Consider the following 14,191-nt stretch of genomic DNA (forward strand, 5'->3'; position numbering starts at 1 on the left):
TATGAGAAATTATATATATAATTATTATAACTTAAGTTAATCGATTGACCAAATCTTTAACGGTAGGGATACGCTCGACAATGCGGATCATCAATGATTGAATCATCGCACCGTAGTTTAATTCTCGTGGAGCACCACGCATCGTCTTCTTTCGAAATAGTTGAAAGATTGGCTGCACATCGAAAGTGGCTAAAATAGCATCAAAACGACGAGAACTTTCCATTTTCAATAATTCACGGATGTCAAATAGGCTCATTTGTTTTACAATAGTCATGAGGCATCATTCCTTTTCGGTGGGTTGTTTAGTCGCTACCATTATACCGAATTTGGGGAGGTGCCTCATTTTTATTTAATTTTAGCCCTTGATATTAAAGGGATTAGAATTATGAAATTAACTCAATTAAATAATTATTATAACTTAATTAATTAATCTCGATAAAGTCGGCACTGCGCCGTTTATGTTTTACGGCTTTCCGTTAGCGATTGCGGGTGGTGACGGCTCCCCTGTGCGCGCCGTGGCTCATGTGACGTCTTTTACTAAATAATTATCGACGCAAAAGGCGATGCTTAACGCTTTTTTGCCCGTTTCAAAATCGACGGTCATTTGGTCGCCTTTCACTGCGACAATCGTTCCTTTGCCTAAGTTTTCGTGCACGATTGTAGCGCCTTCAATAAATAAGGTTGCTTTATTATGACGGATATACATCTTCTCAGGTGTCATATTCGTCTTTTTTTGTACAGGTTTTAGCTGTTGTAAAAAGCGTGACGGTTGATGACCGTATGCATATAAATACAACTTTTGTTTCGCGCGCGTCATCGCTACGTAAAATAAACGGTACGCCTCGTCTAATGCGGTGCGCTCTCCTTTATCAAATGCTTTTGCTTCTTGTAAAGTAGGCACTTGCCCTTCCTGCAAGTCAATGAGCACGACGGTATCAAACTCTAGCCCTTTTGCTGAATGGAACGTCGATAACGTTACGGCATCGCTATCTTTCGCCTCTTTAGAAGCGGCAATCGTTGCGGCGAGCGCATCAAGCGTTGCATAAAAATCGACTAAGCTCGTCGCAGACTTAGCAATGAGCTGAATGGTCGATAAAATGCGCAGTGCCGCCTCTTCATTTAAGCCCATAAACTCAATATACTTATGCAGCTGACGCTCATAGCCAAGCTCATGGAGCACAATATCAATCGCTACGCTCGGCGTTTTCGTTTGCAACGACGGGAAAATGCGTTCACATTTTTCGAAAAAGGTAATTTGGTACGGCTTCATCTGTGGCAACGTGCGCAGCGCTTGCCATAAATTCATCTCTTCATCACAGTTGCGCAAATTGTCGTAATCTTTTTTGCGCAAATAGCCGTTAAAGCGCGTGCCAATCGCTTCAAGCACATGCATATGGCGCACCTTATCGACGTAAGCGAGGCGCAAATAATTGCGTAAATCTTGCATAATAAAATGCTGGAAAAAGCGCGTATACACATCTTTTACGTAAAACGGAATACCGCGCTCCGCTAATAAATGCGCAATCGCAATGCTTGAGGCATTATTGCGGTAAAGTACCGCCACGTCTTGATAGGACGCAGCTTTTGTAATGACATCGACGACCGCTTCGAGCTGGCGCGCATGCGTCGTATGCACCTTAATCGCAATCGGCTCACCCTTTGGTGCATCGGTAACCATCTGTTTGGCAAAGCGCTGTGACACATGCATAATAAACGCATTGGCTGCCTGCACAATCGTTTGCGTGGAGCGGTAATTATGCGTCATTTTTTGCACGACGCCACCGGGATACTTTTCGCTAAACTGAAATAAATTTTGAATGTCGCTACCGCGGAAGCTATAAATCGTCTGATCGTCATCCGCTACGAGGTAGACGTTGCCGTGCGGCGCAGCAAGCAGCTGTACAATACGGTGCTGCACTTCGGACGTATCTTGTGCTTCGTCCATTAAAATGAAGCGGTATTGACTTTGGAAATGGGCGCGTAGCTCGCTGTTTTGTTCAAGCATCGTAAGCGCTTCACTCAACATATCTTCGTAATCAATAAAGCGCACATCGCCTGATTTTTTATGCGTTTCGTACGCCTCGTACACGCGCTCCGCATGTTTAATTACTTCGACGTCGCGCAGTTGTTGCGTTAATTGCTGCGGGGTGATGCATAAATTTTTGACGAGCGTGTGATAGGCCGATAGCGACTCCTTAATGTCTTCTGTCGCAAAGTCGCCTGTCACTTCTTTATACGTGCGTGCGAGCCACTTCGCTTTATCGTCAATTAACTCAAACGGGCCGTCTATGCCCGCTCTAAAAATCCGGTACGCTAATGCATGAATGGTCGAAAACTGTACGCTTTGTGGCAAATGCGGAAACATGCGCAAAAAGCGCGCTTGCATTTCTTGCGCCGCCGCTTTACTAAACGTTACGGCTAAAATTTCACGGGGCATAAAGCCTTTATGTTCAATTAAATAACCAATTTTAGCGATGGTCGTTGTCGTTTTGCCTGTGCCAGGTGCCGCGAGTAATAATAGCGGTTCACCAAAATGTTCGCACGCTAGGCGCTGTTGTTCATTTAATGTGATAATCGTTCTTCACCTCTTAGCTAGTATAACAAAAAGAAGAAACCGCAGAGAGGCGATTTCTTCTTTTGCTTTATACTTTAAACTGACTCGTCGTGCGTTCAAACTCCGTCGCGATGCTATGAAGCTTGTCCATATCTTGCGCAAGGGCATCCATGCTAGCGCGCTGTTCCTCTGTGCTATCTACCATGTCATGCACCTGTGCCACCGTTTGACGTGAAGCATCAGCCACTTGGTCAAATGTAGCGGAAATTTCTTCTGTGCTTGCTGCGATTTGCTCCGTAGCACTCGATACAGAATCCACTTCTGTCGCCATATGGTTAATGCCATCGACAATTTGGCTAAACGCCGTTTGTGCGTTGTTCGCTACCGTGCGTCCTTCTTCTAGCACTTGTGCTGTCGCGTGGATAGCATCAACAATATTGCCTGTCTCTTTTTGCACGTCTAATACAACGCCTGAAATGCGGTCCGCTGCAGTTTTTGACTCTTCCGCTAGCTTGCGTACTTCTTCGGCTACGACCGCAAAGCCTTTACCTGCTTCACCAGCACGCGCCGCTTCAATAGAGGCATTTAATGCAAGTAAGTTCGTTTGGTCCGAAATATTTGTAATGACGCCCGTAAACTCCCCGATCATATCCGATAGCTTTACGAGTTCTTCTGTGCGTGTTACCGCTTGGTTTGTGCGGTCATGCACGTCCGTTAATTGCTGTAGTAAATCATTTAAAATCGTTACGCCTTCATTTGCGCTACGCTCTGTGTCATGCGAGATGTCGGCAATTTGTGCAATGGACTCAGACGTATGCTGAATGCCGCGTGCGAGTTCGTCCATCGCTTGGGCGCTTTCCGTCGTGCTCGCTAACTGCATTGTAGACGCCTCATCAATTGCTGTTGCCCCTTGTTGAATGGCCTGAGATGATGTGATTGTTGCCTCGGCATTATGCTTCACTTGGTCAACGCTCGTAAAGATTTCGGCTGACTCTCGGCTAAAGGACTGCATCATCTGTTGGAATTTTTCCATCATGCTGTTAAATGAGCCGACCAATGCGCCAATTTCGTCGTCGCTTTTAATAGTAATGCGCTTCGTTAAATCTGCATCTCCCGCACCAATCGCCGCAAGTGAGTCGCGCACGTTTAAAATACGCTTCACTTGGTGTGAAATGACAAGGCTTGCGATGCCGATAATTAAAATATTTGCGACAATAGCTGCTAGGAGCGTCGCTTGTACAATTTGTGATAGTACTTTTGTCGAAACCGCCACGACTAAAAATGTGCCGTCTGCAAGTGGTTTCGCATAGTTGCGCACGGCTGTACCGTTCACTTTACCTGTAGCACTCGTCGTTTTTGTTGCGTCAAATGTCGTTAGCGGTACTTCGCCTTCTTGCGTAGCTGCAATGACGTTACCCGCTTCATCTACAACGCTGGCATACAGTACGGTTTTGCTTAAGTTATCACGTAGTTGTTGTATGTATGCTGTACTGCCAATGTCTTCTTCTAGTACGACTAAATCTTGTCCATTACGGGCTACTTGTACAATTTGTGGCTTTTGCCAACCACCAACCCCAACAAATTTATAAAACTGCCCGTCTATATCACGGTTTTGTGCAGGTTGTACAATTTGCTTTTCGCTACCGTCAATCAATTTCATATAAACCGCGGCTTGGCCGTTAGGGTCTTGACCAAAGTTAAAGTCAACTTGAGGTGCGATAGACGTAATCGTCGTGTTCCCTTTATCATCCGTACTCCAAATTTCGTCGATCTTTGCGCGCTCCGCTAATGTTTTCATATCCTGATGCGTAGCACCTTGCGCTAAAATATACGACGCCATCACCGATTGTGACAACATCTCCTGCTCCATAATGCGCTCTGCTTTCTCACGTGAATGAATCGTTGAGTTCATGCCGATCGCAATAGATTCTACAAGCGCCTCACCATTAGCGCGTACACTTTTTTCTGCTGCATTATAAATGAATAAGGCAAAAGCACCGATAATGACGATGACTGCAGTCATAATTGGTACTAGCATCTTCCACCGTAAAGATTTCAATTTCCCCACCCCTTTTACTCGTCTACTCTTCTATAATAGCTTATTTTTTACAGTTTTTTAATACAAAAGTTAAAAATTATGATGTTTATTAAGTAAAAAGACACAAATCTTTCGCTTTATCTATCGGAAAATGAAAAAACGACTATGCCGAAAGTTGCCCTTCGACGTAGTCGTTATAAAAATTGTTGTTGCCACTGCGCCAGCACATCTTCGGCTTTAGCGATGGCAATAGCGAGCGGTTTTTGATCTTTTCGCACACGCTTTTTGGCACGGCTAAGCGCTTCTTCTGCACTTACGCTGTAATTTAAATTTTTAGTCATCGCAAGTAGCTGCATAAAAATATAATGCTGAATGAGGAAGTAACGCGCATTTGTCGCATCGAGCGTGATAGCTTCTTCGATTAAACGCAGTGCAAGGAGCGGATGCCCACTTGCGCGCTGTACGTCCTGCGCAAAATACGCCCAGTAGAGCGCCTGATTAGGATTTAGGCGCAGCGTCTGTGCATATTGCGCAAATGCTTTGTCATACGCTTTCGTGATGCCAAAATACGTAGCCATTAAAAAATACGCTTCTGCCTGCATCGCTTGATCGCCTTGTTGAAGCGCTTCGACGGTTTCGCCAAAGGTTGCTGCATCCTCCGTCGCTACGAGCTGATAAAACGGTGCGAGCACGCGGTATTGTTCGGCGCCGTCTTCTTTAAACTGCACATCGCCTGCTGTCGCACTAGGCAACGCCTCATAACCGAGCCCGACTAATAATTCGTAGTGATTGCGCATTGCTTCTGTTGCCTCGTTGCGTGCTACGAGACTTTGTAAGCGCGCAAAACCTTGTTTCATTTACCCGCTCGCAAATAATGTTTCAAGTTGTTCCATATGATCCCTCCTTATCGTTATCCTATCACAATATTGCGCAGTACGAGCGCAATGAATGCACCAAGTGCCAGCCATTTTGCGGCTTCGTCAATGCGTTTTGACCACTTGCGTTTCACCCGAATACCGACCTTCATTGGCAGTGGATAAAATAATTGCACGCGCCCTGTGATCATATCGCAAGCGCTGTGCGCCATAAGCCCCGCAAGTACCGCGTATGTATAGCGTTCGTCGACGTCAAAATAATAAAGTGCCACGCCGATTGCCGCAAAAAACAGTAAAGAATGTGTTAAGGTGCGGTGACCAAACGTATGCTTTAACCAGCGCGAGAAAAATGGCACATAGCGCCCAAGTTTAGCATTTGGCTCATCAATATCAGGGACAAGCCCCGCTACGCCGCCAACGAGCGCCCCTACAAAACTGTTTGTAACGACATAGCCTGCGAGTGCGCCTGTTACGAAATGTGACTCCCAGCCCATCTGTCTAACCTCCTCTCTCATCTAATAAGGGTTGCTTTGTGTAGAGCAGTTAGTGTTGCTTTTTATGCGCAAAGTTATCGTGCTATGCGCGTTTTCATCCTTCCTATGCGGGGAGGTACGCTTTTTATGCGCAAAGTTGTCGTGTTGTGCGCGTTTTCATCCTTCCTATGCGGGAAAGTCCGCTTTTTATGCGCAAAGTTGTCGTGTTGTGCGCGTTTTTTGAGTGATATTAAAAAGTTCAATAAAAAAGCCGAATGGTAACTAGCCCATTCGACCTGTCATACCTATTATATACGAAAATACGTTCGAATCAACGGTTTTTTATGAGTAAACTCGCGCCAATGCCGACGAGCGCTACACCGGCAATACGATTAAGAAAAAGTTGCGAACGCCCGCGCTTAAACCAGCGCTCCATGCGGTGAATAAGCTGTAAAAATACCGTATACCACGCGCACACTAATACAATAAATAAGCTGCCGAGCAGAAATGATTTAAACGCCACACTTTCGCCGGGGTGAATGAACTGCGGCAAAAAGGTTAAATAAAATAGCAGCACTTTCGGGTTAAATACCGTGCTCATTAGCCCTTCTGTAAAACAGTGCGGTCGACTTTTTTGATGCGTCGTTTTCACAATTTCGTGGTCAGGTGGCTGTTTGGCGATTAAGGAGCGCACGCCGAGGTACATCAAATAAATAGCACCGAGCCATTTAATGGTGTCAAATAACAGCTGCGATTTGGCAATGATGAGCGATAGCCCAAAGACGAGCGCCGCTACGTGCACCAATTGCCCGACAACGATGCCATAAAACGTCGCATAACCTTTTGCCATACCTTGGCTTAAGGCGTTGTTGAGCACTAAAATAAAGTCAGGCCCCGGAGACAAAATGATGACGAGGGCCACGCCAATAAAAATTAAATATTCCTGCATATGCATTCCTTCTCACTTTTGTAATTTTCAAATTATTATAACGGAGCTTGGGCGCTTTGCCTAGCGTTAATTTTGTATTTTTTTGTGTTTCTTCTATTATATAATGCCACGCGCTTCGTTTTATCGTTATAATAAAGGAGGTAAGGAGGTTTTACAATGAAAAAGAAATTACTCGCTGCAGCTGGCACGATGACGGCGCTCCATCTATACTTTGATCGTCTCGTTAAAAATGGTCATCGTAACCATGCCCACGGCGAACATGAGTATGCGATTATTTTAGGGGCGAAAGTGAATGCGGGTGGCATCCCATCACGCGCATTAAAATACCGTTTAAACGAAGCGCTCACCTATGCTAAAAAATATCCTCACGTTACGTTTGTCGTAACTGGTGGACAAGGTGCCGATGAAGATGCGACAGAAGCGTCTGTCATGCTTGCTTATTTAACTGCGCACGGCTTAGACAGCTCACGTATTATTGTAGAAGATGCGTCAACGTCTACATACGAAAACATCGCCTTTAGCTTAAAACGCATGCCTGCAGTAACGGGCATTACGATCATTACGAGTGACTACCACTGCGCCCGCGCGAAATTAATTGCGCGTCGCCTCGGTCTACAAGTGAATGCCATTGCGGCGGAAACACCAAAAAACATTCGCTTTAAAGTCATACAACGCGAACGCATCTTATTAGCGAAAACGGCGATTACAGGTAAATAACATAAAAACGAACGATATTTTGCGGTATCGTTCGTTTTTTTATCATCATTTAAACAAAAAGAGGATCCGCCCACGATAAGAGGAAGATGAATGGTTAATTTGAATTATTGCATATTGGAAATCAAAGGATTTTTTGCTATACTATAGTGCGTCGTGCAATAAAAAATAGAAAGTAGCGTGAAATATGGAAAATCAGTCGCGTTTTGTCTTTATTGATTATTTAAGAGCATTCGCAATAATGGGTGTCGTGCTACTTCATGTGGCTGCGCCTTACTTATACGGAGATGTGAGTATGGCTGCCTGGCAAGTCGGCAATATTTTCGACTCCCTCGTGCGTTGGTGTGTACCTATATTTCTAATGATTAGTGGTGCTTTAATGTTGCGGAGCGCTAAAGAGCCCTCCCTTAAGAACATTGGCGTCAAAACGTTTACACGCCTTGGCATCCCCTTTTTAATTTGGAGCGTAGTGTATTATAGCTACAAAGTATCGAAAGGCGTCTTTGATTTTGGTATTGCCGACTTCTTTAAACGCTTAATTAATGATGGTATTCAGTATCATTTTTGGTACATATATGCGCTTATCCCGATTTACTTAATTGCGCCATTATTAACAAAATGGATCCAACGTTTAACGGATAAGCAACTCATTTACTTAATGACAATTGGTTTTATTACGGTGTCACTTTTACCCGCATGGAACTTTGCGATGGCAGACATTAAAGTAACAAACTACACGCCAATTAAAGAATATTTTTATTTATTTTTATTAGGCTATGTGCTGTTTCGTATTGATTTTACTAAACGTGCGCGGTTGTTTATTTACTTCCTCGGGGTAATAGGTGCGGTGTTAACGATTATCCTAACGACATATTTTACCGCAGCTAAAGGTAGCTTTGAAGGTTTCTTTTATTATTACCATAGCCCGACCGTTATTTTAATGAGTATTGCGCTATTTGTATGGACGAAGCAAGTTTGCACAAAACCGAACGCTATCATTCAGACGATTAGTGCCACAAGTTTTGGTGTATATTTTGTACATTTGCTCGTGCTAGATGTCATTGAACCGTACTTTATCCAACATATTATTAATACAAATCTATTAATTGCCATTCCAGTTAATACGGTATTTGTATTACTGTCATCTATGCTTGTGATTGGTGTTTTATATAAAATACCGAAGCTCAAACCGTATATTGGCTAAACAAAAAGGAGGATCCGCCCACGCGGTCCTCCTTTTCGTTTTATAGTTCGTCGAAGCCGTTATCCTCAACATTCACTTTTACGTATTGACGTGATTTTTGTTCGAAGAAATCGGTTTTACCCATATCCACATCTTCATACGCTTTAATCCATTTCATTGGATTTTTGCGGTAACCTTCAAACGGACGCTCATAGCCGAGTTGGTTACAGCGCACATTCGTATAGAAGTAGACGTAGTCTTCAACATCCTCATAATCTAAGCCGTCGATTTTATCACCGATTACCTCGCGTGCCCACTCTACTTCAAGTGCTGCCGCTTCTTTAAAGATTTCGATGACTTGTGCCTCACGCTCTTTTGTATCATACTCCGGAAACTCATTTAAAATTTCCTTGTAAATTTTAATAAATAAATCTACGTGCAGTTGCTCATCACGGTTAATATAGTTAATCATTGTGCTTGAGGCAACCATTTTTTGATTGCGTGCTAAGTGATAGAAGAAGGCAAAGCCTGAATAGAAGAATAACCCCTCTAAAATAATATCATGCACGATTGATGTGAGTAAGTGGTCTACGGTTGGATTTTCGATGAAATCGCGGTAGCCCTTAATGACAAAGTCGTTACGTTTTTCGAGTGTTGGCTCTGTACGCCAAAAGTCGAATGTTGCGTCTTGTACGTCTTTTGTAGTGATGCTTGATAACACGTAAGAGTACGAGTGATTATGCACGACTTCTTGTTGCGCTAAAATAATCATTAAGGCATTTAGGCTAGAGTCCGTTAAATAATCCGCTACGCGCCCTGCATAATCCGTTTGAATCGAGTCCAGTAAGGCAAGCAAGCCAATAATTTTTAAGAAGGCGTTTTGCTCATCCTTTGTTAGCTCAGGAAACTGTTTAACATCATTACTCATGTTAATTTCAAATGGTGTCCAAAAGTTACCGAGCATCTTTTTGTATTTTGGGTACGCCCAGCTAAAGCGGACGTCATCCCAGTTTAAAATATTAGACGAGCGCCCGTTAATAATACCTGTTGAGGCGTTGGGTGCTGTTTTGTCCATAATATTACGTTCATGTACTTGCATTCATTCTCTCTCCTTTTAGCTTTCGCATGATGTACAGTCAATTAATTCGACCGACGTTGAGCGCACGTAGTACGTCGTTTTGACGCCGCTATCCCACGCATTCATATGCAGTTGGAGTAAGTCTTTCGCCTTTACGGTATTTTGTACATACAGGTTAAACGAAATCCCTTGGTCAATGTGACGACCACGTGCCGCATTTTGTTTAACTGACCAGTTTTGGTCAATAAAGTACGCTGACTTGTAGAACCATGTCGTTTTGGCGTTTAAATCTGGTACGGTTACCGGAATTTTATAGTCCTTTTTCTCCTCAGAGTAGCTCTTTTGGAAAATTGGGTCGACTGAGGCCGTTGAGCCTGCAATAATCGCTGTTGTTGAGTTAGGGGCAACTGCCATTGTGTAGCCATTACGCATACCTTGTGTGGCAACTTTTGCTTGTAAGTTTGCCCATGCCTCGCCCTCGTAGCCACGCGCTGTAAAGTACGCGCCTGTTTGCCAGTCTGAGCCTTCAAATAATGGGTACGCACCTTTTTCGGCTGCTAAATCACTTGAAGCTTGGATCGTTAAGTAAGCGATTTTTTCGTATAGTTCGTCGGCAAATTGTACCGCTGCGTCGCTTTCCCATGCGATTTCCTTTAGCGCAAGCAGGTGATGCCAACCAAATGTGCCAAGCCCGATGCCACGGTAGCGTGCGTTTGTGCGCTCTGCCTGACGTACAGGAATAGTGTTAAGTTCAATGACATTATCAAGCATACGTACTTGAATTGGGATAACGCGCGCTAGCACATCTGCTGGTACGGCGCGTCCTAAGTTAATTGAGCTTAGGTTACATACCACAAAGTCGCCTGCTTTGCGCTTTGTGACAATCAGACCGTCTTCGAGTTCAACTGACTCAAACTCCGTTGGGCTCATGTTTTGCGCAATTTCTGTACAAAGGTTTGACGAATAAATCATGCCTTCGTGTTTATTTGGGTTTTTACGATTGACTTCATCGCGGTAAAACATAAATGGTACGCCTGTTTCGAGCTGTGAGCGCATAATACGCTTCATAATATCAATCGCAGGTACGACTGTGCGTGTTAGCTCAGGGTTTTCAACACATGCCGCGTACTTTTGGCGGAATGAGCCTTCACCGCGTTTTTCGTCGTAGTAATCTTCTAAGCTAAAGCCCATGACATTACGTACTTCATGCGGGTCAAATAAGTGCCAGTCACTACGCGCTTCGACCGCTTCCATAAAGATGTCTGGTAGGCAAAGCCCTGTAAAAATATCATGCGCACGCATACGCTCGTCACCATTGTTTAGGCGTAGGTCAAGGAAGGTAAATACATCCTTATGCCATACATCAAGGTAAACGGCAATCGCACCTTGGCGCTGTCCGAGTTGATCTACAGAAACCGCTGTATTGTTAAGTTGTTTAATCCAAGGGAGTACACCACTTGATGCGCCCTTAAAGCCGCGAATGGCCGACCCACGGCTACGGATTTTACCCATATACACGCCAATGCCGCCGCCAAATTTTGATAGCGTGGCTACGTCAGTATTTGAATCGTAAATGCCTTGTAAGCTGTCGTCTACTGTATCAATAAAGCAGCTTGAAAGTTGACCATGTGTTTTACCTGCGTTCGCAAGTGTTGGTGTTGCCATCGTCATATATAAATTACTCATTGCCCAGTAGGCTTCTTGTACTTTAGCCATGCGGTTGTCTTTTTCGTCTTGCATTAAAATCATCGCAATGACCATAAAGCGCTCTTGCGGTAGCTCTACCGTTTGCTTGCTGTAATCACGCACCACGTAACGGTCAATAATTGTTTTTAGACCGATGTACGTAAATAATGTATCGCGCGCGGGCACGATGGTATTTGTTAATAAAGTTAATTCTTCAGGTGAGTATTTTTCGACGAGCACTGGCGAATAAAGCCCTGCTGCTACATATTTAGCTAGGTTAACGCTAAAGCTGTCATATACGTTGTCTGCCGCTACACCACGCAAACTCGCTGCATCATGGTACAGTTTATGCAAATAAATATCTGCCGCTATAAACGTCCAGTACGGCTCTTCTTCGTCGATATAGCCTAACGTTTGCAGTACCATGGCATCTGCCCATTCCCCGTAGGTTGCTGCTTCATTTTTACGTAAAAAACGATCGGATTGGCGTAAAAATTGCTCGAGTGCCTCCTCACCGTATTTTTCGGTTAGCGCAGCTACACGTGCTGTGATACTTGTCATTGTCGTTATTGTCATGAATAAAAACCTCCTAAAAAAATAAAAAAACCACGCACCACAAATCGGCGCATGGAAAAAATGCATGACTAAAAAATGGAAACAACGCCACTAAAGGTCGTTGCTATTCCACTTCTCAATCCCCGAAGAGTGTGCTCACGTGATAATCGGTAGGTCTCCTGGCTTGCGAATCATCCGCCGTCTACCCTTCCCGCTCATGCAGTGGTTTGTAGACTTTGTCATCGTTTACAGTTGCGGGGACAGCTTTGCTCACAGTGTGGCAAATTCCCTGTTACGTCCTGATTGGACACCGCTTATCGATACTATATATTGTGGTTACATACTCTTAACAATCTAACATATTGTGTTTATCGTGGCAATAGTACGAAATAACTTGTATCAAAATGTGACGTTATTGCACTATTTTAATACTTCAGCTAGCCCATACCAGATGCGAGTTACACTATCAGCCTCCGCAAATAGCTGCTGGTAAAAACGTCCGCATACATCGCGTAGCTGACGTAATTTTTTGTCCATAGGTACGATGCCACGTCCGACATCGGCAACGACTAAATAGACGGTTGACGCTTCGTTTAACGCGCGCACTTGTGTCATTAATTGCGCTACGACCGCATCCTCATCGCTCAAATCTTGGGTAACGAGCCAGTCTTCTAAGCGGTCAATTACTACGACGGGTGCTTGTTGTACGATTAATGGTACCGCTTCGAGCCATACCGCGTCCTGTCCTTCTACTACTTTTTGCGCATATGCGGTTTTTCCGCTATGGGCGCCTCCAATAAATACGTGCATCGTTTTGCCTCCTCAAAATCTTGTTGGTGTTGCCAAATTAATGTGTATATCGTCGTATGTGGTGCGTGGTAATGCCAAAAAGGTTGTTCAGTTGGCGCAAAGCGTTGCAATAATGCGCGCACTACCCCACCATGTGTCATAAAGATGCGACCGTCTTTGGCGTGCACTAAAAACGCCTCGTAAACCCGCGCTAAAAACTGCGCGAATGTTTCGCCGTTCGGTACAGGTGCATACGGATCGTCTAGCCACGCACAGTAGGCAGGCCAATGTTTAAGTTGTTCATACGTTTTTCCTTCAAAATCACCAAAATGCATTTCGCGTAGCCGAGCATCGGCACAGTACGTAGCTTGCGGAAAATACGCAGTAGCGCTTTGCTTACAGCGCAGTAAATCACTGCCAATAATCGTGTGTTGCGCGTTGCTTTGTATAGGTAAATCGGTCGTAATAAGCGCATCATCTGTCCAGCCGAGATACGCTTTACGCGCATTCATCGGCGTTTTCGCATGGCGCATTAAGCGTAGTGTAACAGCAGGGCGAGCCATAATACCACCTCCGCACCTTCAATATATGCCCCGAATAAATCGCCTGACATACCGCCAAAATTACGTAGTGTAAAGCTGCGGTACAACACGACAGTCGCGAGTAAAATAATGGCTAAAATAACAGGCACGGTACTCGTTAAAGTGACCGCAAATAAAATGATGATGACGTTTAACTGTATCAGCGCAAAATACGGCGTGCTTTTATGCAACTTCTGCAAGAAAAAATGCGCAATCCCTGTATCTTTGGCGGGCTTTGTCGTCAACACAAACAGCAACATACCGCTGCGGGTCATAAATGGTACGAGCACAAAAAGCGCCCAGTGCATCACGCCTAATGTGATGAGCTCATACAAAATGACGATTTTACTTAAAATTAAAAACACGAAAGCCATCACGCCAAATGCACCGACGCGCGGGTCGTCTAAAATGGCATGGCGTTTTTTAATGTCGCGGTAAGAGAAAAACGCGTCACTCGTATCGATAAAGCCGTCTAAATGCAAACCACCCGTTAACAGCGCACTCGTTAAGACGAGAGCCACCGCGATAAATAACGGGGTTAACGTAAAATCTGATAGCACCACAAACACGCCATACTGCAAGGCGCCAATGCCGAGCCCAATCCAGGCGAGCATTAAAAACATACCCGTTACGGTGCGTTTGGTGAGCGGGATCTCACGCCGAATAGGAATTACTGTAAAAAACTGTAGCGCTGCGAGTATACTATGCCACATCGT

General features: G+C 44.4%; 13 protein-coding genes and 1 riboswitch. Of the genes, 2 read left to right on the top strand and 11 right to left on the bottom strand.

Annotation, left to right across the window (positions count from 1 at the left end; genetic code table 11):
- Positions 1-31: 31 nt before the first annotated feature.
- The 6 genes from DDE80_RS04470 to DDE80_RS04500 all read right to left on the bottom strand — a co-directional run bounded on the left by DDE80_RS04470 (position 32) and on the right by DDE80_RS04500 (position 6,889).
- Entirely contained in the window at positions 32-274 is a 243-nt protein-coding gene (locus DDE80_RS04470) for a hypothetical protein (RefSeq protein WP_108306488.1), read from the bottom strand.
- A gap of 246 nt (positions 275-520) precedes the next feature.
- Positions 521-2,575, bottom strand: a complete 2,055-nt coding sequence (locus tag DDE80_RS04480) for an ATP-dependent helicase (protein WP_345788843.1) — start codon at positions 2,573-2,575, stop codon at positions 521-523.
- A 67-nt stretch (positions 2,576-2,642) separates the two neighbouring features.
- On the bottom strand, positions 2,643-4,622 hold the full coding sequence (locus DDE80_RS04485; RefSeq protein WP_427901793.1) for a methyl-accepting chemotaxis protein: 1,980 nt from the start codon (positions 4,620-4,622) through the stop codon (positions 2,643-2,645).
- Positions 4,623-4,786: 164 nt separating this feature from the next.
- Positions 4,787-5,449, bottom strand: a complete 663-nt coding sequence (locus tag DDE80_RS04490) for a tetratricopeptide repeat protein (protein ID WP_108306491.1) — start codon at positions 5,447-5,449, stop codon at positions 4,787-4,789.
- A 53-nt stretch (positions 5,450-5,502) separates the two neighbouring features.
- Positions 5,503-5,961: a metal-dependent hydrolase gene (locus DDE80_RS04495; protein WP_161952266.1), complete on the bottom strand. Its 459-nt coding sequence runs from the start codon at positions 5,959-5,961 to the stop codon at positions 5,503-5,505.
- 310 nt (positions 5,962-6,271) lie between these two features.
- Positions 6,272-6,889, bottom strand: a complete 618-nt coding sequence (locus DDE80_RS04500; RefSeq protein ID WP_161952267.1) for a LysE family translocator — start codon at positions 6,887-6,889, stop codon at positions 6,272-6,274.
- Between the two features lie 156 nt (positions 6,890-7,045).
- Here DDE80_RS04500 and DDE80_RS04505 point away from each other — a divergent pair, with 156 nt between their 5' ends.
- Both DDE80_RS04505 and DDE80_RS04510 read left to right on the top strand, forming a co-directional pair.
- The gene (locus DDE80_RS04505; RefSeq protein ID WP_108306494.1) at positions 7,046-7,606 is read left to right on the top strand and encodes a YdcF family protein; all 561 of its coding nucleotides are present in this window, start codon (positions 7,046-7,048) and stop codon (positions 7,604-7,606) included.
- Between the two features lie 184 nt (positions 7,607-7,790).
- Positions 7,791-8,807, top strand: coding sequence for an acyltransferase (locus DDE80_RS04510; protein WP_108306495.1), 1,017 nt, complete (start codon positions 7,791-7,793; stop codon positions 8,805-8,807).
- Positions 8,808-8,847: 40 nt separating this feature from the next.
- On the opposite strand, the gene DDE80_RS04515 is transcribed toward DDE80_RS04510, so the two are convergent.
- From DDE80_RS04515 to cobS, 5 genes are all read right to left on the bottom strand, one after another.
- On the bottom strand, positions 8,848-9,885 hold the full coding sequence (locus DDE80_RS04515) for a ribonucleotide-diphosphate reductase subunit beta (RefSeq protein ID WP_108306496.1): 1,038 nt from the start codon (positions 9,883-9,885) through the stop codon (positions 8,848-8,850).
- Between the two features lie 15 nt (positions 9,886-9,900).
- Positions 9,901-12,126, bottom strand: coding sequence for a ribonucleoside-diphosphate reductase subunit alpha (locus tag DDE80_RS04520; RefSeq protein WP_108306497.1), 2,226 nt, complete (start codon positions 12,124-12,126; stop codon positions 9,901-9,903).
- 131 nt (positions 12,127-12,257) lie between these two features.
- Positions 12,258-12,435: riboswitch (cobalamin riboswitch) on the bottom strand.
- Positions 12,436-12,525: 90 nt separating this feature from the next.
- The gene (locus DDE80_RS04525) at positions 12,526-12,915 is read right to left on the bottom strand and encodes a bifunctional adenosylcobinamide kinase/adenosylcobinamide-phosphate guanylyltransferase (protein WP_108306498.1); all 390 of its coding nucleotides are present in this window, start codon (positions 12,913-12,915) and stop codon (positions 12,526-12,528) included.
- Entirely contained in the window at positions 12,858-13,457 is a 600-nt protein-coding gene (locus DDE80_RS04530) for a histidine phosphatase family protein (RefSeq protein ID WP_235612274.1), read from the bottom strand. The genes DDE80_RS04525 and DDE80_RS04530 overlap by 58 nt, the downstream gene beginning before the upstream one ends.
- A complete protein-coding gene (gene cobS / locus DDE80_RS04535) occupies positions 13,427-14,188 on the bottom strand; it encodes an adenosylcobinamide-GDP ribazoletransferase (protein WP_161952268.1) in 762 nt (253 codons plus the stop codon). The genes DDE80_RS04530 and cobS overlap by 31 nt, the downstream gene beginning before the upstream one ends.
- Positions 14,189-14,191 lie beyond the last annotated feature (3 nt).

Origin of the sequence: Metalysinibacillus jejuensis (assembly GCF_003057615.1) — a bacterium.
Lineage (GTDB): Bacteria > Bacillota > Bacilli > Bacillales_A > Planococcaceae > Metalysinibacillus > Metalysinibacillus jejuensis.